19 protein-coding genes are annotated in these 21,319 nt (G+C 73.3%); 5 read left to right on the top strand and 14 right to left on the bottom strand.

What is annotated here, in order from left to right; all coding sequences use genetic code 11:
- From IEZ00_RS34175 to IEZ00_RS34160, 4 genes are all read right to left on the bottom strand, one after another.
- Nucleotides 1-653 (bottom strand): NADP-dependent oxidoreductase (locus IEZ00_RS34175; protein WP_189227493.1); only part of this gene is annotated, 653 nt, incomplete at its 3' end.
- A gap of 330 nt (nucleotides 654-983) precedes the next feature.
- The gene (locus IEZ00_RS34170; RefSeq protein WP_229795531.1) at nucleotides 984-3,050 is read right to left on the bottom strand and encodes an ATP-binding protein; all 2,067 of its coding nucleotides are present in this window, start codon (nucleotides 3,048-3,050) and stop codon (nucleotides 984-986) included.
- A gap of 76 nt (nucleotides 3,051-3,126) precedes the next feature.
- Entirely contained in the window at nucleotides 3,127-3,978 is an 852-nt protein-coding gene (locus tag IEZ00_RS34165; RefSeq protein WP_229795704.1) for a helix-turn-helix domain-containing protein, read from the bottom strand.
- A gap of 73 nt (nucleotides 3,979-4,051) precedes the next feature.
- A complete protein-coding gene (locus IEZ00_RS34160) occupies nucleotides 4,052-4,900 on the bottom strand; it encodes a helix-turn-helix transcriptional regulator (protein WP_189223388.1) in 849 nt (282 codons plus the stop codon).
- 139 nt (nucleotides 4,901-5,039) lie between these two features.
- On the opposite strand from IEZ00_RS34160, the gene IEZ00_RS34155 reads away from it, so the two are divergent.
- Entirely contained in the window at nucleotides 5,040-5,819 is a 780-nt protein-coding gene (locus IEZ00_RS34155; protein WP_189223387.1) for an NAD(P)H-dependent oxidoreductase, read from the top strand.
- Nucleotides 5,820-5,885: 66 nt separating this feature from the next.
- On the opposite strand, the gene IEZ00_RS34150 is transcribed toward IEZ00_RS34155, so the two are convergent.
- The 3 genes from IEZ00_RS34150 to IEZ00_RS34140 form a co-directional block, all read right to left on the bottom strand.
- Nucleotides 5,886-7,163, bottom strand: a complete 1,278-nt coding sequence (locus tag IEZ00_RS34150) for a putative glycoside hydrolase family 15 protein (RefSeq protein ID WP_189223386.1) — start codon at nucleotides 7,161-7,163, stop codon at nucleotides 5,886-5,888.
- A 304-nt stretch (nucleotides 7,164-7,467) separates the two neighbouring features.
- Nucleotides 7,468-8,253, bottom strand: a complete 786-nt coding sequence (locus tag IEZ00_RS34145; RefSeq protein WP_229795529.1) for an alpha/beta fold hydrolase — start codon at nucleotides 8,251-8,253, stop codon at nucleotides 7,468-7,470.
- 5 nt (nucleotides 8,254-8,258) lie between these two features.
- A complete protein-coding gene (locus tag IEZ00_RS34140) occupies nucleotides 8,259-9,404 on the bottom strand; it encodes a BMP family lipoprotein (protein ID WP_189223872.1) in 1,146 nt (381 codons plus the stop codon).
- Nucleotides 9,405-9,650: 246 nt separating this feature from the next.
- On the opposite strand from IEZ00_RS34140, the gene IEZ00_RS34135 reads away from it, so the two are divergent.
- Both IEZ00_RS34135 and IEZ00_RS34130 read left to right on the top strand, forming a co-directional pair.
- Nucleotides 9,651-10,373, top strand: coding sequence for a hypothetical protein (locus IEZ00_RS34135; RefSeq protein WP_189223385.1), 723 nt, complete (start codon nucleotides 9,651-9,653; stop codon nucleotides 10,371-10,373).
- Nucleotides 10,374-10,488: 115 nt separating this feature from the next.
- Nucleotides 10,489-11,232, top strand: a complete 744-nt coding sequence (locus IEZ00_RS34130; protein WP_189223384.1) for a class I SAM-dependent methyltransferase — start codon at nucleotides 10,489-10,491, stop codon at nucleotides 11,230-11,232.
- 3 nt (nucleotides 11,233-11,235) lie between these two features.
- On the opposite strand, the gene IEZ00_RS34125 is transcribed toward IEZ00_RS34130, so the two are convergent.
- From IEZ00_RS34125 to IEZ00_RS34105, 5 genes are all read right to left on the bottom strand, one after another.
- Complete coding sequence (locus IEZ00_RS34125; RefSeq protein ID WP_189223383.1) at nucleotides 11,236-11,430, bottom strand: ferredoxin; 195 nt, start codon at nucleotides 11,428-11,430, stop codon at nucleotides 11,236-11,238.
- A gap of 11 nt (nucleotides 11,431-11,441) precedes the next feature.
- Nucleotides 11,442-12,947, bottom strand: a complete 1,506-nt coding sequence (locus IEZ00_RS34120; RefSeq protein ID WP_189223382.1) for a class I adenylate-forming enzyme family protein — start codon at nucleotides 12,945-12,947, stop codon at nucleotides 11,442-11,444.
- An 86-nt stretch (nucleotides 12,948-13,033) separates the two neighbouring features.
- Complete coding sequence (locus IEZ00_RS34115; RefSeq protein ID WP_189223381.1) at nucleotides 13,034-13,804, bottom strand: TylF/MycF family methyltransferase; 771 nt, start codon at nucleotides 13,802-13,804, stop codon at nucleotides 13,034-13,036.
- Between the two features lie 64 nt (nucleotides 13,805-13,868).
- Complete coding sequence (locus IEZ00_RS34110) at nucleotides 13,869-15,332, bottom strand: MFS transporter (protein ID WP_189223380.1); 1,464 nt, start codon at nucleotides 15,330-15,332, stop codon at nucleotides 13,869-13,871.
- Between the two features lie 92 nt (nucleotides 15,333-15,424).
- Nucleotides 15,425-16,630 (bottom strand): class I SAM-dependent methyltransferase, encoded by a 1,206-nt coding sequence (locus IEZ00_RS34105; protein ID WP_229795527.1) that lies wholly within the window; start codon nucleotides 16,628-16,630, stop codon nucleotides 15,425-15,427.
- Nucleotides 16,631-16,779: 149 nt separating this feature from the next.
- Here IEZ00_RS34105 and IEZ00_RS34100 point away from each other — a divergent pair, with 149 nt between their 5' ends.
- Nucleotides 16,780-17,973: a nucleotide disphospho-sugar-binding domain-containing protein gene (locus tag IEZ00_RS34100; RefSeq protein ID WP_189223379.1), complete on the top strand. Its 1,194-nt coding sequence runs from the start codon at nucleotides 16,780-16,782 to the stop codon at nucleotides 17,971-17,973.
- Nucleotides 17,970-18,881 carry an aldo/keto reductase gene (locus IEZ00_RS34095; protein WP_189223378.1) on the top strand — a complete coding sequence of 304 codons (912 nt, stop codon included), beginning with the start codon at nucleotides 17,970-17,972 and terminating at the stop codon, nucleotides 18,879-18,881. Before IEZ00_RS34100 ends, IEZ00_RS34095 begins: the two co-directional genes overlap by 4 nt.
- A gap of 53 nt (nucleotides 18,882-18,934) precedes the next feature.
- Here IEZ00_RS34095 and IEZ00_RS34090 read toward each other — a convergent pair whose 3' ends face one another.
- Together IEZ00_RS34090 and IEZ00_RS34085 are read right to left on the bottom strand one after the other, a co-directional pair.
- Complete coding sequence (locus IEZ00_RS34090) at nucleotides 18,935-20,101, bottom strand: DegT/DnrJ/EryC1/StrS family aminotransferase (RefSeq protein WP_189223377.1); 1,167 nt, start codon at nucleotides 20,099-20,101, stop codon at nucleotides 18,935-18,937.
- A 66-nt stretch (nucleotides 20,102-20,167) separates the two neighbouring features.
- On the bottom strand, nucleotides 20,168-21,301 hold the full coding sequence (locus tag IEZ00_RS34085; RefSeq protein WP_189223376.1) for a winged helix DNA-binding domain-containing protein: 1,134 nt from the start codon (nucleotides 21,299-21,301) through the stop codon (nucleotides 20,168-20,170).
- Between the last annotated feature and the right edge of the window lie 18 nt (nucleotides 21,302-21,319).

Genomic DNA, 21,319 nt, shown 5'->3' with positions numbered 1-21,319 from the left:
GTGATCGGCGCGAGGTTGAGCACGAGGTCGACCGGCTCGCCCACCGCCTCGACCACCTCGGTGGCGGTGTGGTCGACGACCTCGTCGGCCCCCCAGTCCCGGACGCTCTTGCCGCTGCGCGGACTGGCCGTGGCGATCACGTGCGCACCGGCCCACTTGGCCAGCTGCACCGCGTAGCCGCCGACCGCGCCGCCCGCGCCGTTGATCAGCACGCGCTGCCCGGCCGCCAGCCCGCCGTGGTCGAACAGCGCCTGCCACGCGGTCAGGCCCACCAACGGCAGCGCGGCGGCGTCGGCCAGCGGGACGCGCTTCGGCGCAGGCGTCAGGAGTTCGGCCGACATCACGATGTGCTCCGCGGCAGCGCCGTCCTCCATCATCGGCAGGAAGCCGACGACCTGGTCACCCACTTCCAGGCCGTGCACGCCCTCGCCCAGCGCGTCGACCGCGCCCGCCACGTCGCGACCGGGGGTGTGCGGCAGGGCCACCGGCATGACGTCGCGCCTGCTGCCCGCGCGAACACCGGCGTCGATGGGGTTGAACGACGTCGCGGCCACGCGGATGCGGACCTGCCCGGCACCGGGGGCGGGCTGCTCGGCGTCCTCGAAGCGCAGGACCTCGGGCTCGCCGTACTCGTGGAAGCGCACTGCCTTCATCTCGGGGCTCGCTCTCGTTCTCGGGGGAAGTTGCTTCGAATTTGAAGCAACTGGGACTACTGTAATCTTGCTTCGAATTTGAAGCAAGTGATGCCGGTCACCTCCGCGCGCGACCAGCACCGACGACCCTGCGCCACACCACTGCTCGATCCCCGCGCCCTGTGGTGCTCACCCGCGCTCAACACTGCCCGCACCGCGCGCCACCGCCCGGTCCGTGAACGCCCGCGCCGAGCGCGCCCGGCTGGGCCGGGGCGGGCGCTCGCGGGCACAGGTGGGCACTGCCGCTGCCCGTGCTCTCCGGAACCAGAGACCTCGCCCTCCTGCGAAGGTCTACATCTCCGGTGCGTCCTCGGGTGTCTTCGACGAGGTCGGCGGAGAAGGCGCGAGCGCCTCGACCTGCCGCCGCAGCAACTGCTCGACGAGCCGTTGCCTGGCCAGCGCCAGGTGGCGCCGGTAGGTGCCGTAGGGCACCCCGAGCCGTCGGGCGGCTGCCTTTTGGGTGCGGGACGCCGAGATGTAGGTGGTGGTGAGCGCTTCGTAGGCCTTGACGCCCGCGGGATCGACCCGCAGGGCGTCGAGGGCGGTCGTGATGGTGCCGCGCAGGTCCGCGACCGGGTCGGCCGAACCCCGCGGCACCAGGCGCGAGCGCAGCAGGACGCTGGTCGCGAACTCGCGGGGAGCGCGCCACGTGCGCAGCGCCTCGACCACGCCCGCCTCGAACGCCGAACGCGGCAGCTCGTCACCGGGGGCGGCGGACGCGGACCACGCGACCACGGGCGCGGTCGCGGCGCGGGCCCGGTGCTCCACCCACTGCTCCACCGTCTGCCGCCGCCAGTCCCGACCGAAGACGTGCTGCTCGCGCCCGTCGAGATGCACCGCGACGATCTCGTGCAGCCCGGCGTCGGCGAGGTAGCGGCGCCACCGCTCGGCGTCCTGGAACACGGTGAAGGTCAGCGCGCGCCCGCGGGTCCTCATCTCCTCCGCGATGGTGCGCCTGCTGATGAGGTCCATCAGGGGTGAGGGACGCTGGTGCCAACCCGGTTGCACCGCGAAGCGGCGGATGCCCAGGTGTTCGCCCTGCCTCAGCGCGCCGCTCGCCCCCACGTGCTCCCACAGCCGCGCGATCACCGGGTCCGCGGCCCGGTCCTCGGGCAGCGGCGCCTCCAGCCGCAGCATCGCCATGAACGCCACCGGCGCGGACGAACCCGCGTAGCGGTAGACGCGGAAGGCCCCCGGCTGGCGGCGCGCCCAGTGCGCGACCGCGACCGCCGACGTCGGCCCCTCCGCCTCCTCGGCCATGCGCAGGACGTCGGGCACGTCGCCGGGTCGCAGCGGGGTGTCCTCGACGTGGGGATGCGCCCGCCAGTCGTACAGGGCGTCCGGGCCGTCGCGGTCGCGGAAGAGGAACATCCACTCCGCGACACGCGGCAGCGCATCCTCCTCGGAGGCGCGGCGCACCGCCTGCAAGCACGCGACCGAGACGCGCACGCGCACGTCGTCGTAGCGCTCGGGGTCGCGCCAGCGCAGGTCGGCCTCCAGGGTCGCCCGCACCGCGTCGTGCGGCTGCAGCCCTTCAGGGGTGGCCTCGATGTAGGGCAGCCGGCGCAGCCAGGGGAACACCGCCGCGCTGTCCTCATCGCCCAGCACCGCGCGCAGCAGTGGTTCGCGCGTGACGTAGGACTGGGCGACGACCTCCAGGGCGCGCCGGTGCGCGGCGCTCGGCAGGTCCCCCACCAACCGCTGCACCAGGGTCGTCAGCGCGTCCCCGGTGGGCCCCCACGGCGCGCCCGGTGTCGCCGGGGGCGCGGACGCGGCGAGGGAGAGCGCGAGCGGGCTGCCCCCGGCGAAGGCCACGAAGGCGGCCCGCTGCTCGGCGGCGACACCGCGGGCGGCGAGCAGGGCGTCGGCCTCGGCGGGGTCGAGGGGGCGCAGTGCCAGGTCGGCGAACAGCCGCGCCCAGCCGGGGTCCAGCGACCAGTCGGCGTCGGGGGCGCCCCGCCCCGCGAGCACGACCAGCGCGCCCTCGGCGAGCCGGAGCAGGAAGGTGTCGCGCAGCCACGGCTCGAGTCGCCCGCCCTGCTCGAAGGAGTCCACGAGCAGAGCCGTGCCGGGCTCGACGCAGGCCAGGGCGGCGGCTTCCTCCAGATGCCGCGGGTTCCCGTCGAGGAAGCGAGCGTCGACGTGCACCACGCTGCGGCCCGCGAGTTCCGCCTGCCGCGCGGCGTAGCGCACCAGCGAGGACTTGCCGATGCCGCCGGGGCCGTGCAGGTAGGCCACCACCGGGGCGTCCGCCGCTCCCGACACCATCCGGTCGAGCACCGCCCGCTCCGGCCCCCTGCCCACCAGCGCGACGGCCCGCGCCGCCGCCAACCGGTCCGCCAGCCCGGTCCTGCCCAATGCGCACTCCTCCTGCCCGCTCGGCTCGCCGCCGATGATCCGACGGGTGCTCAGAGGATTGCTCCCACCGGCTCAGTCAGCCTGGGCCGGCTTGGCCCACCCTGATGACGGGCTGCTCGTCGGAGGCGCTGACGACCTCGCCCAGCCGCGCCGCGTCGGCCGAGCCCGGTGCCGCGGTGAGGACCACCAGCATCAGGTCGTCCTCCGGCACTTCGAGCAGGTTGCCGTCCAGCGTGATGGCTTCGCCGTCCGGATGGCGGAACACGGCGCGGTTGTCGTAGCCCGCGACCGGTCTGGAGGCGCGCCACAGGGCGTCGAACGGCCTGCTCTCGCTCCGCAGCTCGTCAACGAGTTCGGCGAGTCGCTGGTCAGCGGGATAGCGCAAGGACGTGTCGCGCAGCCGGGCGGCGAGCATCGCCTGGAAACCCACCGCGTGCTCCTCGGTCCGGCTGATCCCGCCGAGCGGGTTGCGGAACGTGCGCCACGCGATGTTCCAGTCCAGGGCGTGCCCGGTCGGCGCTCCGCAGCCCAGCGCTGCCCACGTGGCGTTGACCGCGACCGCGTTCCACGCCGCGTCGACCAGGAACGCGGGGGTGTCCGCGAACCGCTCCAGCAGCCGCAGCGCGGCCACCCCGGCCTCGCTCGGCACCTGTCCGTCGGCCGCGGCGTACCCGGCCAGGGCGCACAGCCGCTCGTACTCCGCCCGCTCCAACCGCAGCGCGCGGGCGATGGCGTTCACCACGCCGGCGGACGGGTGCCTGCGCCCCTGCTCCAACCGCCGCACGTAGTCCGCCGACACCCCGGCCAGCTCGGCGAGCTCCTCCCGCCGCAACCCGCGGACCCGCCGTCCACCGCCCGGCAGTCCGATCGCGCTGGGCTCCGCGTTCTCGCGCAACCTGCGCACCGCCGCCCCAAGATCGTGCAACATCACGGCGCAAGTGTGCCCGACGTGGAACATCCGCTTTCGCGTGTCGATTCGCGGGCGCTGGATGTCGCCGGGACTACTCGCGGACCTGGGCGTTCACCGCCTGCTGCACGTCACCGCTGTCCGCCCCCAGGCTCGCGAGCAGACGCAGCCCGTCCTCGGCGGGGCTGCCGGGAGGCGCGGACAGCACGACCAGTTCCACGCCCGATTCATCCGGCAGCGCGAAGTTCTCCTGGTGCAGTTCCAGCCGCCCGACCAACGGGTGCCGGTAGCGCTTGCGGCCGTGCGTGCGAGCGCGGACGTCCGCGCGCGCCCAGAGGCGGCGGAAGCGCTCGCTGCCCATGGCCAGCTCGCCGACGAGCGAGGTGAGCCGGGGGTCCTCGGGGTACTTGCCCGCGGCCAGGCGCAGGTGCCCGACCGCGTCGAGGGTGCAGTGCTCCCAGTCCGCGTAGAGGCCGTGCGGGCCCTCTTCGAGGAAGACGTGCCGGGCGATGTTCAGGCCCGGTATCGGCTTGCCGAACAGCAGGCGGGCCATGTGGTTGCCCGCGAGCACCTGCAAGCGGTAGTCCATGATCATCGCGGGTGCGCCCGCGACCAGGTCGAGCACGCGCAGCAGCTCCGGCCTGACTCGTCCGCTCGGCACCTTTGCGCGGCGGTGGCGCTGCCGGGAGAGCCGGTGCAGGTGCTCGCGTTCGGTCTCGTCGAGACCGAGAACGCCTGCCAGCGCGTCGAGGACCTGCTCGGAGGGCTGGGTCGCGCGGCCCTGCTCCAAGCGCACGTAGTAGTCGACGCTGACACCGGACAGGTGCGCGACCTCCTCGCGGCGCAGCCCCGCGACCCGGCGACGCCGGTCGGTGGGGATGCCGACCGTCGCCGGGTCGACCCGTGAACGCCTGGTCCGCAGGAAGCCCGCGAGATCGTCCATGCCCACCAGTATGGCCCCGGTGGCGCGGGCGAAGGTGGTCCTGCCATTACCAGGAAGTCCCGTCCGACGGTGGAAGCGTCCCTGAACACCGGGTGCCGCGACGCCCAGGATCGGGAGCACCCGATCTTGAGGAGTTCCCATGAAGGTGCTGATCGTCTACGCCCACCCCGAGCCGAAGTCGCTCAACGGCTCGTTGAAGGACCTCGCGGTGTCCACACTGGAGTCCGCCGGGCACGAGGTGCGGGTGAGCGATCTGTACGCGATGAACTGGAAGGCGGTCGTGGACGCCGCGGACTACGGTCCCTACGCTTCGAGCCCGTTGAAGATCAACAGCGACTCGGGCCGGGCCTTCGACGCCGGGGCGCTCACCCCGGACGTGCTCGCCGAGCAGGAGAAGCTGCTGTGGGCCGACACGATCATCCTCCAGTTCCCGCTGTGGTGGTACACGATGCCCGCGATCCTCAAGGGCTGGGTGGACCGGGTGTTCACCTGCCACTTCGCCTACGGCGTCGGCGAGCACAGCGACACCCGGTACGGCGAGCGCTTCGGCGAAGGCACCCTGGCGGGTCGGCGGGGCATGCTGGTGGTGACCACCGGCGGCCCGGAGGCGCACTACGCCCCTCGCGGGATCAACGGCCCCATCGACGACCTGCTGTTCCCGATCCAGCACGGCATCCTCTACCACCCCGGCATCGAGGTGCTGCCGCCGTTCGTCCTCTACGCCGTGGACCGGATGACCGCCGACGAGTACGCCGACGCGGCCAAGGCGTGGGAGCAGCGCCTGCTCACCCTGGAGTCGACCGAGCCGATCGCGTTCCGGCGGCAGAACTCCGGTGACTACGAGATCCCCTCGCTGCAGCTGAAGGAGGGGCTGGAGCCCGCGGGCCGCACGGGTTTCAGGCTGCACGTGCGCGACTGACCGCAGGAGCAGCAGGGAGATCCGGGGTGTCCCGGCGGCGGGTGGTGCCCGCCGCCGGAACCCCGGTCAGCAGGGCTTGCGGAGGATGGCCCCGGAGGTGCCCGCCAGCGAGACCGAGGAGACCGTCGCGCCGCGCTCGTCGACCTGCCCCTGCTCCAGCCGCACGGTGGTCGGCGGGCTGTCCGTGCGGTTGGCGTTGACCAGGACCGTGCCGCAGGAGAAGTCGCGGCGGAAGACGTTCGCGGCCACCGACCGGTAGGGCCCGGTCGGCGTGCCGAGGTCCCAGTCGTACTCGGCGTGCCACGGCGAGGGGTCGCCGTAGCCGTCGGTCCGCTCCACGCCGGCGATCGCGGTCCGGTCACCGGCGGCCATCAGGTAGCTGGCCAGCGCGTACCGGCGGGGCCGCTCCGCGCCCGCGCTGTGGTGGGGCTGCACCCAGGTGATCTTGCCGCGGGCCTCGTTGGCGGCGATCTGGTCGACCTGCCTGCTCCAGCCCTCGGGGTACTCCGAGAGCAGGTTGGTGTCGTCGAAGGTCAGCCACCACTCGTCGAACCCGCCGTCGAGGTGCTCGGTGTAGGCGTCCCAGGCGCCCGCGTGCAGCCGGGCGTTGGACAGGTTGGCCACCGTCTTCAACCCGGCCGCGGTGAACCGGTCGCGGGTGCCCGCCAGCATCGACTCGTAGGCGTCCTGGAAGGCCGCGTCGGTCGGGTACTTCGCCGGGCAGACCCCTTCGTGGTAGGCGTCGCACGGGAACAGCGCGTTGTCCATCAGCACGCCGTCGAACCCGGCGGCCTTGCTGCTGCCGACCACGTTGGCGGCCCAGGCGTCCTGGTAGGCGGGGTTGCCGACGTCCATCTGCCAGTGCCCGGCGTAGCCGCTGTACTCGAACCGGCGACCGCCCTGGTCGAGCAGGAACCACTCGGGGTGCTCCCGCTCGGCCTGGCAGTACCCGACGCCGGTGGGCAGCTGCGCGTCGTCCACGCCGCCGCGGCAGGCGTAGCTGCGCGTGGAGGACAGGTCCTTGTAGACGAACACCTGGACTTCCGGGTTCGCCGCCTTCAGCTTCGGGACCAGCGCGCCTTCCCAGGCGTTGAGCACGATGTAGGCGCGCCTGCGCGCTTCGGTGGCCAGCACCTCGTCCGACACCGGGGTGCCGTTCCAGTGCAGCCAGAAGGACTTCACCGCTCCGCCTCCGCCCGCCGAGGACTCGACGGCGCTGGTCGCGCCCGACGGCGCGGCCAGCAGCGCCGCCGCGACACCGGCCACGACGCTGAGCAGTATGCCGCCCCGGCTGCGGCGCGCAAGCCGGTGGCGGACGCGGTGGCGGCGGTCGAACAGGGCCATTCCGGACTCCCCGGTTTACCGCAGGCGGCACCCACCGGTGCGCGCGACAAAGATGTCGAGCACAACGGGGAATGGGCGCGCCTGCCCTCGTACCATTAGCACGGAGATCACCTACCAGCCGGTAGGACAACGTGCGGAGGCAGTAAAACCGGCGCTCTTCAAATAAGTCAAGCAACGTGCGCCACACCACGCGGAAAATGCGCTCCCATATTGATCGAAATCATTCTTGTCAACCGCTGGAGCGATCAGGCGCGAGCCCGTCCCGTCCGGTGGGAGCCGGTCGCGCCGGGGGCTTGGGCGGGCGTCAACCCCGCAGGAAGTCGACGGCCGCGGCCCGGAAGGCCGGGCTGCCCACGACGCCGTGGTCTCCCGGCAGCAGGCGGAGGCGGGCGTCGGGGATGGCGTCGGCGAGGACGTGCGGGCGTTGCGCCAGCGGATCGACGTCACCGGCGATGACGAGGGTCGCAGCGGCGATGGCGGCCAGGTCGATGCGCCCCCGGTGCGCGGAGCGGGCCTGCGCGGCCAGGGAGGGCAGGTCGGCCCCCACCGTCTCGGCGAACGCGCGCATGGCCGCGACCTCGGGCGGCAGGGTGCCGGGGGCGTCGGCGAGGAGGGCCAGGGACAGCACGTCGTTGGGCAGCACGCGGGTGTCGACGCCGCCGAGTTCGACGACTCCGGCGCCGACGCCGCCGATGACCAGCCTGCGCACGGCGGGTTCCTCGGCGGCGGTCAGGAGGGCGACGACCGCGCCCATCGAGTAGCCGACGAGGTCCACGGCGGGCACGCCCAGAGCGGCGATGACCGCGCGCAGGTCGCGGGCCATGCGGCGCTCGCCGTAACGGGCCGGGTCGGGCGATTTCCCGGACCGGCCGTGGCCGCGGGCGTCGACCCCCACGACGCCGCGCCCGGCGGCGGTGAAGGCGGCCACCGTGCCGCGGTCGGCCCACTCGACCGCGGTGTTGGCGGCGAAGCCGTGCTGGAGCACGACCGGCACCGGGTCCGGGTCGGTGCCGGGGTCAGGCTCCCAGCGGTGGTAGGCGATCCCGGTGCCGTCGTCGACGACGAGCGTGGCGCTGAGCGGCTGGTCCACGGCGGCTACGGCTTGTCCGCGACCTTGATCGAGCCCTGGATGATCTGGGCCTTGAACCCTTCGAGGATGCCCTGCAGCTTCGCGTCGATCCTGCCACCGGAGGTGGCGTAGCCGACACCGTCGACCTTGAGGTCGAAGACCTTCGGCAGCGAAGCCAGGTCGTTCCTCGCGGCGGCCTTGAAGAAGTCGTAGACCGCCACGTCGACGCGCTTGAGGCTGGACGCGACGATGACGTCCCTGCTGTCCGCCAGCGACGGCTGGTTGTACTGGTCGGCGTCGCACCCGACCGCCAGCACGCCCGCCTGCTTCACCGCGGAGAAGACCCCGATGCCGGAAGCACCCGCGGCCGGGTAGAGGACGTCCGCGCCCTCGGCGATGAGCCCCTTCGCGGTCTCCAGGCCCTTCGCCGGGTCCTGGAAGCCGCTGAAGTCGGTGGCGGGCGTGATGTACTTCTTGTCGACCACGACCTTCGGCGCGGCGGCCCTCGCGCCCTGGGTGTAACCGGCCTCGAACTTCCGGATCAGCGGGATGTCGACGCCGCCGACGAAACCGACGTGGCACTTCTTGCTCTGGTACGCGGCCACGACGCCCGCCAGGAACGCCCCCTCCTGCTCGGCGAAGACCAGCGGCGTGACGTTGGCCGCGCCCTCCACCGCCGAGTCCACCAGACCGAACCGGACGTCGGGGAACTCCGGCGCGACGACCCGCAGCGCCTCGGTGTAGGCGAAACCGACGCCGACGATCGGGTCGAAGCCCTCGCGCGCGAGCTGGCGCAGCCGGGACTGCTTCACCGACTCGTCCTCGGCCGGGGCGGCGGAGACCTCGCGGGTGTTCTCCTTGCGCACCCCCATGTCCTGGATCGCCCGGTCGAACCCGGCGGCGGCGAGGTCGTTGAACGAGGCGTCACCACGACCACCGATGTCGTAGGCCAAGCCGATCTTCAGCGCGCTCCCGTCCACCTGCTCGCCCTCGGCCTCCCGGCGACCCGCGGCGCTGGTGGTCGCGGCGGCTGGCGCGGCGGGCGGGGTCGCGAACTCGCAACCGGCTCCGACGACGCCGGTCGCCGCGGTGGTGCCGCCGGAGTCCTTCGCGCAGGCGCTCAGCACCATGAGGCCGGTCAGCGCGAGCGCGGCGACAGCGGTGCCGGACACAGGACGACGCACAGTTGGTCTCCCTCCCTGCTCGTCGAGCAGACGACAGCTCCCCCGATGAGCCCCATCAGGGCTTGCGCGACGGACCGTACCTTCCGGCCGCGATCTTGCGTTTCGGCGTTCACCTGCTGGGAACCGGGGGAAACGCCCGCGCTCCGACCGCTCGGTTGAGCCGATCGGGCCGCCACCCCGAGCCGTGGCTCCGCGATGAACCGGTGAGCGCCTCCTGGGGCACAATGACCGGCCGTGGGTTCTGACTGGTGGTGGTCGTTGTCCCTGCCGCCCGGCTCGTTGACCGCCGACCTGGTCGAGACGGTGCTGGCGCTCGCGGGGAACGCGGGACTGTCACCGCACCGGCCGGACGGGGCGATCAACGGCTTCCAGCGGGAGGGCGACCTACTGCTGCTGGACCACCGCGAACTGGTCGCAGGGTTGGCCGCGGGGACGATCGCCACGAACCTGTGGAACTCCGAAGGGGTGGACATCTGGCTGGCGACGGACCCGGAGACGAGCGCCGTCGTCCTGTCGCTGGACTCCTGCTGGACCTGGCGGTCCCCCGTTCCCGAGGCGGAGCCCTACCGGCGGCTGCACGGCGGCCTGACCGAGTTGTGGGTGGCCGTCGCGGAGCGGACGGGAGCGCTGTTCGGGCGGGTCGAGGACGAGTGGTCGCTGGAGCAGGTGTACCCGTCGCTGACCAAGCCCGTCTCCGACGCTCCCCCACCACCCGGCCGCAGGCCCGAGCGGATGGGGTGGTGGACCTACGTCACCGCCGAGCTGTACCGGCGGATGCCGCCGTTGCCGCCGGGGATCGACGCGACGGTCCGCCGCACGGCCAGCGGCGCGGCGGTGATCGCCCTGCTCGACGATCCGGCCGCGGTCGACCCGTTGGCGTTCGAGCGCTTCCACCTGCACCACGGGACGCAGACCCGGCTCGCGGGCATCGACCCACCCGGCGGGTCCCGGCGGTGAGAGGCTTCTCGTTGTCCCGCAAGCCGATACTGCGCATCGGCGACGGCCGCGAGCAGTGCGGTTGCCCTCTGGTCGAACCGGTGACCATCCACCTCGGACGCACTAAGCTGTCGCTGTGGCGCAATCATCGTCGTTCGACCGGATCGCCAAGCAGTACGACAACTCGCGGGGCGGGTTGGAGCGCGGCCAGACCGCCGCGGCCATCATCGCCCGCCACCTGGTGCCCGGTGCGGTGCTGGAGGTCGGCATCGGCACCGGCGCCGTCGCGGCAGGGCTGCGGGAGTTCGGGCACCCCGTGGTCGGCGTCGACATCTCGGCCGAGATGCTGCGCGAAGCGGGCGACCGGTTCCCCGGCGCGGTGGCGCGCGCGGACGCCGTGGCGCTCCCGGTCGCGGACGGCTGCCTGCCCAACGTCGTGTGCGCCCACGTGCTGCACGTGGTGAGCGACATGGGTGCAGCGATCTCGGAGGCCGCCCGCGTGCTGCGCCCCGGCGGTCGGTTGGTCGCTCTGCACGGCAACACGGTCAGCGACCCCGACCCGGTGAGCGAGGCGATGGCTGCGCTGGAACCGCTGCGGGCGCGTCCGGACAGTCCCGAAGGCGTGGCCGCGGCGGCGGCGGCCGCGGGGTTGCGGGTGGTCGCGCAGTCGTGGGCCGGGCCGTACGAGACGGCGTTCAGCCCCGAGGACTTCGCGAAAGCGTTGACCGGCAAGCAGTACCCGTACCTGTGGCGGGTCGACGACGCCACCTGGGTCCGGGTGGTCGAGCCGGTCATCGCGGCGTTGCGGGCGCTGCCCGACCCCCAGCGGGCCAGGCAGCAGTCCTGGCGCGTGCCGCTCACCGTGCTGGTCAAGGGCTGAGGGTCAGCCCTTGACGGTGATCGCCCCCGAGGGGCACAGCGACGCCGCTTCGCGCACGGCGGCCCGCAGCTCCGGCGGCGGTTCCGCGACGAGGAGCACCACGGTGCCCTCCTGCTCGGACTGGGTGAACGCCCCGGCCGCGGCCACCACGCACTGACCGGACGCGACGCACCTGTTCACGTCGACCCGCACCCGCATGTCGTTCCTCCTCACCCGTCCGCGAACCGCACGCGCAGCACGCGCTTGAGCGGCTTGCCGTTGTCGCCCCGCGGCAGCGAGTCGACGACGAAGACGCGCACGGGCACCTCGGCGCCCGTGAGCTCCGACCGCGCGAAGTCCAGCAGGTCCCCCTCCGGCACCGGGGAGTCGAGCACCACCGCCGCGGCCACCAGGTGGCCCGCCTCGATGTCGGGGATGCCGAACGCCGCGGCTTCGACCACGTTCGGGTGCCACAGCAGGGCGTTCTCGACCCGCGCGGAGGACACCAGCGCGCCCGCGGTGCGGATCGCGTCGGGAATCCGGTCGAAGAAGTGGAGGTGGCCGTCCTCGTCCAGCGAGCCGTAGTCGCCCATCCTGGTCCACCCGTCCGCGAACACCTCCCGGTTGCGGTCGGGGTCGCCCAGGTACCAGCGCTGCGGTGCGGTGGTCCGCAGGCGGATCTCGCCGACGACGCCCGGCGGCACCGGTTCGCCGCGCTCGTCGACCACCGAGACCTCGGTGCCCGCCGCGGGCCTGCCCTGGGACGCGGTGCGCGGGAGCCGGTGGTAGGCCGGGTCCGCGTGCTCGTTCCAGGCGGCCAGCGCGTGGTGCACGGACGCGGGCACCGCCTCGGTCGACCCGTAGCCCAGGAGCACCCGCACGTCCGGCAGCGCGCGCGACAGGGCGCTGATCGTCGCCATCGGGACGGCGGTCGAGCCGAGCATCAGGACGCGCAGCGCGCCGAGGTCGCACCGGTTCGGCACGTCGTCGGCGAGCCAGCGCTGGATCGCCCACGGCGACACGACGGCGGCGCCGATCCGCGAGCGGGCGATGGCCCGCGCCGCCGAAGCCGGATCTGGATCGCTGAGCACGTGGGTCTCGCCGGAGGAGGTCAGCGCCAGCATGGTGGCGCTGTGCCCGGCGTTGGTCCCGATCGGCACGGCGCACAGCAGTCGCGGGTTGTCGCCGAGGAACGCGCCGCGCGCCCCGCGGCCGTGGGTCAGGTTGGCATGGCTGACCGCCACCGCCTTGGCCTGCCCGGTCGTGCCGGAGGTGTGCAGGATCTCCGCGATCTCGCGGGGGTCCACCTCGACCGGCAGGCCGATCGGCTCACCGTCCACTTCGGACGTCAGAGCGGTCCAACCGGGGGAGGTGGGCGGCTGGACCGCCGCGGTGTGGACCAGACCGGTCACGCCGCAGCGGTCAAGCCGCCGCGCCAGCTCCTCCTCCGGCAGGTCGGGTGACAGGGTGACCACCGCGCCGCCCGCGAGGTGCACGCCCATCACCGCCACCACGTGGTCGATCCAGTCGCCGTGCCCGCACAGCACGGCGATCCGGTCACCGGGGCGCACTCCCCTGGCGACCAGTCCGCCCGCGATCCGGGCGGCCCCGCTCGCCCACTGCCCCCTGGTCAGGGCGCGCTCGCCGTCGACGACCAGCGCGACCGAGTCGGGCTGCCGCGCGAGCAGCGAGTGGACGAGCCGGGACATGGTGGCCGTGGTCCGGGCGTGGGTCATCTCCGCTGTCCTCCCCGTCCGACTGGCTGGACGGGAACGACGCTAGGGAGACCGGAGCCGGGCCACCGCCCACAATTGCGCGCGGGTCAGGAGGTGCGGCGCCAGTACACGCCGAACTTGTCGACAGTGACGATCTCCTCGGTGATGCCGTGGGCGTCGCGGTAGTCGTGCACCGCTTCCGCGCACGTGCGCAGGCCGTAGTCGTCGATGATGACGTAACCGCCGACGGACAGCTTGGGGTACAGGTTCTCCAGGACGTCCATGGTGGACTCGTAGAGGTCGCCGTCCAAGCGCAGCACCGCGAGCCGCTCCACCGGGGCGGTGGGCATCGTGTCGCGGAACCAGCCCGGCAGGAACTTCACCGACTCGTCGAGCAGGTCGTAGCGCCGGAAGTTCTCCCGCACCTGCTCCAGGGGGATGCCCAGCACATCGTTGAACTCGTGCATCTTCATCCGGTGGTCGCGCGGCCTGCCCTCGGGGCCGACCTGCGGCATCCCCTGGAACGAGTCCGCCACCCACACCGTCCGGTCGTGCACCCCGTGCGCCTTGAGGACCCCGCGCATGAAGATGCACACGCCGCCGCGCCAGACCCCCGTTTCGATCAGATCGCCGGGCACGTTGTCCGCCAGCACCCGCTCCACGCACTCCTGGACGTTGTCCAACCGCTTCAGCCCCACCATGGTGTGCGCGGTCAGCGGCCAGTCCTCACCGCCTGCGCGGCGGGTCGGGTCGTAGTCCCCGTGCGGCCGCGGGTCGGCGGGCCCGGTGGGGTAGGCGGGGTTCGACGGGTCCTCGTAGATGACGTTGGTCAGCGTCTTCTTGAGCAGGTCCAGGTAGAGCTGCACCCCGTTGTCCATTGGTTTCCTTCCCACGTCGGCGCGCCGACCGCGGCTCGGGGCCGACACGCCGACGGCGGCTTGCTCACTTGCCGGGTTTGGGCGGCGCCTTGAGCGGCACCTCGCTGAGCAGCAGGGTGGCCACCAGGCCGATGGCGGTCAGCACGGCCCCGACCAGGAACACCTGGTGCATCGCGCCCGCCAGCTCGGCCGGTGGCACGGCGGTGGTCCCGTCGGCCTGGACACCGCTGCCCAGGAAGGCGCCGAGCACGGCGATGGACACCGGCGCCGCGACGGTCCGCCAGAACTGGACCAGGCTGGTGCCGACGCCGAGCCGCTCCGGGGGGACGGCGCTCTGCACCACCGTGGTCGCCAGCGGGAACGACACTCCGATGCCGATGCCCACCAGGACCATCGCGACCACCGGCAGCACTCCTCCGCTGCCGGGGTCCACCAGGGTCAGCAGCAGCAGCCCGCCGACCATCGCGGCGAAGGCCGCGGTGCCCAGGAAGCGGTACCTCGGCACCGACGGGAGCAGCTTGCCCACGACCGGCGGGACCAGCATCATCGCGGCCGCGATCGGGATCAGCAGGCCGCCGGACGCGGTGGCGCTGACCCCGAGCACGCCCTGGTAGAGCAGGGGGACGTAGAAGGTGGTGGCGGCCATCGCGAACGACGAGAAGAACGCCACCACCGACAGCACCGCGACCTGGTTGACCCGGAACAGGCTGAAGTCCAGCACCGGGTGGGTGGCCACGCGGGTCTCGACCAGGTAGAACAGCACGAGCACGAGCACACCCGCGACCAGCGGCACGAGCACTTCGGGCGCGCCCCAGGAACGCCCCTCCCCCGCCAGGGAGACCGCCGCCAGGAGCGGGCCGATGCCGCACAGCAGCGTGAGCACGCCGAGGAAGTCGATGTCGCGCCAACTGGCCGCCGACCGCGCCAGCGGTATCCCGAGCATGGCGACGAACGCCAGCGCGCACAGCGGGGCGTTGATGTAGAAGATCCACCGCCAGCCGAGGGCGTCGGTGAGCAGGCCGCCCAGCGGCGGCCCGATCACCATGCTGAACCCCGAGGCGCTGAAGAACACGCCCTGCACCTGCGCCCGCCGCTCGGCCGAGTACATCTCCCCCAGCAGGGCGAAGACGTTCGCGGTCAGCACGGCCGCGCCGACGCCCTGCAGGGTGCGGCCCGCGACGAGCACCCCCATGTCCCGCGCCACGGCGGCCAGCAGCGACGAGAGCACGAAGGCCAGCAGGCCCGCGAGGATGAACGGCTTGCGGCCGAACATGTCGCCGAGCTTGCCCGCCACCGGGATGAACGCCGCGGCCACCACGCCGTAGGACACCCCGACCCACGGGTACAGCTCCAGGCCGCCCAGCTCGTCGATGATGTCCGGCATGGCGGTGGCCACGATCATGACGTCCACTGAGGCGAGGACGACCGCGATCAGCGCGCCCGCGGTGGCCATCGAGCGCACCCGCGGCGACAGCGGCCCACCGACCCCCTCCGCTGTCGTGCCCGGTCCGGTCCGCCCCATCGACATCGCCTCCTCAACTGGTGCGCGGGCACGCGGTGCGAGCTTCGCGGCGGCCCCCACATGATCACTCAGAGTCACCGGATGGTATACCAGGGTGGTCACCCGGATGAGGAAGTCGGACCTCCTGCCGCGCCCGCGTTCGGCGCGAAGGCCTTTCTCGGGATGTACAAGGGGATTCCGCCGTCGAGGTTGACGCCCTTGTCGATGAAGGCGATGTTGCGGTACACGTGCAGCCCGGCGATGCCCGCCCCCTCGGCGAACCGCTCGCCGCGCAGGGCGGGCGGGTGCTCCTCGTGGTGCAGCGCGTCGACGAGCCGCTTGACCAGTCCCAGGCCGGTTCGCGGTCCGGCGGTGGTGGAGTCGTCGCCGCCGTAGCCCGACAGGTACGAGGTCCACAGATCCTCGATGACGTACAGGCCCCCGGTGCGCACGTGCGGGAACAGCGCGGCGAACGAGGTGAGGATGTGCTCGTTGACGTGGCTCCCGTCGTCGATGACCACGTCGAAGGGGCCGTGGCGGCGCGCGATCTCCGTCAGCGTGGCGGGGTCGTTCTGGTCTCCTCGCAGGGTCGTCACGCGCGGCCTGTCCAACGGCGACTTGTCGAACAGGTCCACGCCGAACACCAGGCCGCGCGCGAAGTAGCGCCGCCACATGTTCAGCGAACCCCCGCCGGACTCGGCCCCCTGGAAGCCCCCGATGCCGATCTCCAGCACCCGCACCGGCTCGTCGCGCAGGCCGCGCAGGTGCCGTTCGTAGTGGGGCGTGAACCAGTGCAGCCCGCCCCACTTGTCCGAGTAGTACCTGGCGGCCAGCGCCCCCAGGTCCGGTGGGCGGGAGTCGATGCCGCTCAGCACCGCCGCGGTGGCCTTCTGCATGGCCAGGACCGATTCCAGCGAGGGCCGGTTCTTGCCGGGGATGTTGGCCACCTCGAAGCGGGACTTGAGCGCCCGCCTGCTCGCGTAGTGCTCGCGCGCGCTGCCGAACAGCTCGCGGACCAGGTCCGCGCAGGAGTACGCGACGCTCTGGGCGATCCGGTCGCCGACCCCCTCCGACACCCGCACCGGCTCGTGCGGCCGCACCGTGAACGTGAACGAGGTCGTCGCGCCGCCGTGCTCGACGTCCAGGCCCACCTCGGTGAGCCGGTCCACGTCCGGCAGGTCGGCGCGGAAGGCGATCTCGTCGACCAGCACCCGGTTCACCCGGTCCGCGCCCAGCTCGGTCACCACCTCGTCCAGCGCGCGGTCCGGTCCGCCCGCGGCGGCGATGAGCCTCTCGAGCTCCTCGGTGTTCAGCAGATCGGTCACGCCGTTCCTCCCCGTACCGCTGTGCTCGCACCAGCCGACGTCCGGCAGGTTAGGCAGCGGTCGGGGGGCGGACTGCTCAAAGCTGAGCGGCGTCGGCACTGCGCCCGATTGAGCAGAACCGGAGCGGGAGCGCGGCGACCATCGCGGTCATGCGAATACTGCTGACCAGCTGGGCGTGGGCCACGCACATGTACCACATGGTGCCGCTGGGCTGGGCCTTCTGCGCGGCGGGCCACGAGGTCCGGGTGGCGAGCCAGCCCGCGCTCGTCGAGGCCATCCGCAGCACCGGCCTGACCGCGGTCGCGGTCGGCGAGGACGTGGACTTCCTGTCGGCGCGGGCCCGCGACCGGGTGCAGCCGGTCGACCAGCTGCCCCCGCCGGGGTCAGTGCCGGACTACCGGCGGATGTGGCGCAACACCACCACCCGGATCACCGATCTGGCCGACGCGATGGCTCCCGACCTGACCGACTTCTGCCGGGCGTGGCGACCGGACCTGGTCGTCTGGGACTGGATGACCTTCGGGGGCCCGATCGCGGCCCGGCTGACGGGGGTGCCCAGCGCGCGGTTCCTCTACGGCCCGGACCTGCTGACCCGGCTGGGGCGCGCCGCCGAGGAGGCCGACCCCGGCGGGCGCGACCGCTGGCTGTCCGACCTGTACGGCCGCTTCGGCGCCGAACCCGGCGGCGCGGGGGCCGAGTGGGGCGGGACGGCGCTGCTGGACACCTGCCCGCCGAGCGCGCAGCTGCCCGGCGTGGACGGGCTGCGGATGCGCTACATCCCCTACAACGGACCGGCCGAGGCTCCCCGGTGGACGGTCGAGCCGCCGCGGCGCCCCAGGGTCTGCGTCACCATGGGGCTGCTCACCCGCAACCTGCGCAACCAGGACTCGGTCCTGCTGCCCGAGCTGCTGCGCGAGCTGTCCGGCGCGGACGCCGAGGTGGTCGTCGCGGGCACGCCCGCGCAGCGCGCCGAGCTGACCGACCTGCCCGCCAACGCCCGGTTCGCCGAGCTGGTGCCGCTGCACGCGCTGCTGGGCGGCTGTTCGGCGATCGTGCACCAGGGCGGCGCGGGCACCGCGATGTCCGCCGCCTACTACGGGGTCCCGCAGGTGGTCGCCGCGGCGATCGCGGACCAGCCGTTCAACGCCGAGCGGTTCGCGCACACCGGCGCCGTCGTCCCGGTCCCCGCGGTGGCGGGCAGCGAGGGCGCGGTCCGGGCGGCGGTCGACGAGGTGCTCACCAAGCCGCAGTACCCCGCGGCGGCGCGGGCGCTGCGGGACGAGGTCATGGCCCAGCCGTCCCCCGCGGCGGCGGTCGAGGCGTTGAGGGAGGCGGTCCGATGATCCACGGCGATGTGCCGCACGTGCCGTTGAAGGTGTCGCGCTGCGTGCTGGGCACCTCGGGGTGCCGCGACGCCGGCGCGTACGCCCTGCTGGACGCGTACCTGGAGGCCGGGGGCAACTGCCTGGACAGCGCCCACGTCTACGGTGGCGGCCGGTCCGAGGTGACGGTCGGCGCGTGGCTCGCCGAGCGGGGCGTGCGCGAGGAGGTGGTGATCGTGGGCAAGGGGGCGCACCCGCCGGACTGCCGCCCCGAGGCGATCGGGCCGCAGCTCACCGAGTCCCTGGACCGCCTGGGCACCGACCACTTGGACGTCTACCTGCTGCACCGGGACGACCCGGAGGTGCCGGTGGACGAGTTCGTCGACGCGCTGGAAGCCGAGGTGCGTGCCGGGCGCATCCGCTGCTACGGCGGGTCGAACTGGAGCGTGGAGCGGGTGCGGGCGGCCGACGAGCACGCCGCCCGCGTGTCCGGGCAGGGCTTCACGGCGCTGAGCAACCACTTCTCGCTCGCCGAGCCCGTGGAGCCGCTGTACCCCGGCTGCGTCGCGGTGGACCGGGCGGGGCGGGAGCACCTCGCCGCCACCAGGACGGCGCTGTTCCCGTGGTCCTCGCAGGCGCGGGGATTCTTCTCCGGCGTGGACCCCGCGCTGCTGGACCCGAACATGGTGCGGTGCTGGGACACCCCCGCCAACCGCGAGCGGCGCGAGCGCGCGGCGGTCCTGGCCCGGCGCCACTCGGTCGAGGTCATCAACATCGCGTTGGCCTACGTGCTCGCGCAGCCGTTCCCGGCGTACCCGATCATCGGCCCGCGCTCGACCGACGAGCTGCGGACCGCGCTCGCGGGCGTGGAGGTGCGGTTGACCGCGGCCGAGTGCCGCTGGCTGGAGAGCGGGGCGGGAACGCCCTGATCCGCGAGCTTCCCGGTGCCCCGCCGCGCGGTGGGGCACCGGGAACCGGTCGGTCAGGCGCCCGAGGCGATCGTCCGCGCGATGGCCGAGACGATCGCCTCGACGTGCCGGTCGGTGATGGCGGGGTGCACCGGCAGCGAGAAGGCCTGCTCGGACAGCATGTCCGCCACCGGGAAGGAGTCGCTGGTGTTCACCACCTTGGCGAACACCGGCTGCCGGTGCAGCGGGATCGGGTAGCGCGGCAGCACCGGGTAGCCCTCGGCGAGCAGCCTGCCGGTGAACTCGGCCGCGGTCATCCCGGTCCGCTGGCGGTCGAGCACGCACGTGTACTTCCACCAGCAGGGGTCCGCGGCCGGGGACGGCTGCGGCAGCAGCACGCCCGGCACGTCGGCCAGCAGCCGCGCCAGCAGGTCGCTGTTGCGCCTGCGGCGCTCGTCGTACTCGGCGATGCGTCCCATCTGGACCGAGCCCACCGCGGCCTGCGGCGCGGTGAGCCGGTAGTTGTACCCCAGCACCGAGTGGTGGTAGAGCCGCCGGGGGCCCGCCACCGGCTCCTCCCCGTGGCTGCGCAGCAGCCGCACCGACTCGGCCAGCGCGTCGTCGTCGGTCAGCACCGCGCCGCCCTCGCCCGCGGTGGTGATGATCTTGTCCTGCCAGAAGCTGAGGCACCCCAGCGCGCCGAAGCCACCGACCGGCTTGCCGTCGTAGCGGGTGCAGTGCGCCTGGGCGGCGTCCTCGACCAGGGCGACGCCGCGGCGGTCGCAGACCTCGCGCAGTTCGGCCAGGGGGGCCGCGCAGCCGTTGAGGTGCACCGCCACCACGGCGCGGGTGCGCGGGGTCACCCGGCGCTCGACCTCTTCGGGGTCCAGGCAGTAGTCGGTGGCCCGGACGTCGGCGAACACCGGCGTGGCGCCCTGGTAGAGCACCGGGCTGGCCGATGCGACGAACGTGTGCGCGGGCACGATGACCTCGTCGCCCTCGCCGACCCCCAGCGATGCCAGGGCCAGGTGCACTGCGCTGGTGCCCGTGTTGACCGCCACGGCGTGCCGCACGCCGTGGTGCGCTGCGAGCTTCTCCTCGAACTCCTCGACGAGCCTGCGGCCGACCAGCTGGGACATCTGGTTGGCGGCGACCGCCTCGCGGGCGGCCTCCGCTTCCTCCGGCCCCATCTGCGGCCACGTCGGGAATTCGATCGCGGGTCGAACGTCTTCCTGAGCCATGGCCACGAGCTTGCTCGCGCGCCGGTTCCCGTGCTGCTCAACACTGATCAGGTGGGTCGCGGCCGCTCAGCCCGCGAGCACGACCTCGCGCTCGGCGCAGCCGGGGTGCAGGAACTCCAGCAGCCGCTCGCCCTGCGCGGTCAGCGCCCGGCGGTCGGCGGCCTTGACCGCGGCGAACGGGGTCAGCGTCAGCACCGCCGTGCGGCGCTTGGCCGTCGAGGACCACAGGCCCGCCACCACGCCGTCCAGCAGGAACGTCGGCTTGATCTGGAGGTTGGCCCGCACCGAGACCGCGTCGCGGTGCGCCTCGGGCAGGACGCGCTCGCGGCGCTGCGCGTGGTAGGCCAGCAGCGCGCTGTCGAACGCGGCCAGGAAACGGGGCCCGACGCGCACCCCCTCGTCGGGGCGCGGCGCGTCCACGAGGTCGTGCACCTGCCTGCCCGCCTCGTCGGTGAAGCGCACCAGGGTGTCCCCGAGCCGCTCCAGGGACTCGCGGACACCCGGTGTGCTCCAGCCCGTCCAGTACGCGACGTCCTCGACCGTGGCGGGCCCGAAGGCCCGCAGGTGGTGGCTCACCACGGCGTCCAGCGCGGCCTCGGTGGCGCGCTGCCCGACCGGTGGCGCCGCGCGGTAGTGCTTGGGCTCCTTGGCCCACCGGCCGTCACCGGGAACCCGCACCAGGAAGGGCCCGGTGCGCAGCGGTCGCCACTTGTGCTCGCGCTGGAACGCCAGCTCCTCCGCCCCCACGACACCCGGCCGGGCGGCGGCCCACTGCTCGGCGAAGGCCGAGATCTCCTCGACCGACCGCGGCTCGTCGGCGGCGAAGGCCGCCACCGCCGGGCGCAGGGCCGCCGAGTCGGGATGCGGCTCGCCCTTCGCCCGCCGCCAGTCGCACGCGCCGGACCGCTCGGCCACCACGGCGTAGTCCGGGTGCTGGGCGGCGCTGACCACGTGCAGGGTCGCGCGCAGCAGCGTGCCCGCGACCAGCTCGCCCCCGGCGAGGGCGGCGTGCAGGTCCTCCGCGCGGAAGCCCGCGAGCCGGGACCACAGCGCGACCGGCGGCGCGGCCCACGACTGGGCCTGGATGGCGCCGATCGCCTCGACGGCCGCCACGACCGGCAGCGCCAACGGCTCCAGCAGGCCCTGGCGGGCCAGCAGCGCCCGGTTGAGCGCGCGGGTGGTGATGGGCTTCCCGCTCACGGTGGGTGGCCTCCTCGA

This window comes from Saccharothrix coeruleofusca (assembly GCF_014648515.1).
In the GTDB taxonomy this organism is placed as follows: domain Bacteria; phylum Actinomycetota; class Actinomycetes; order Mycobacteriales; family Pseudonocardiaceae; genus Actinosynnema; species Actinosynnema coeruleofuscum.
The sequence above is the reverse complement of the archived record's forward strand: the minus strand, read 5'-3'. Positions and strand labels throughout refer to the sequence as shown.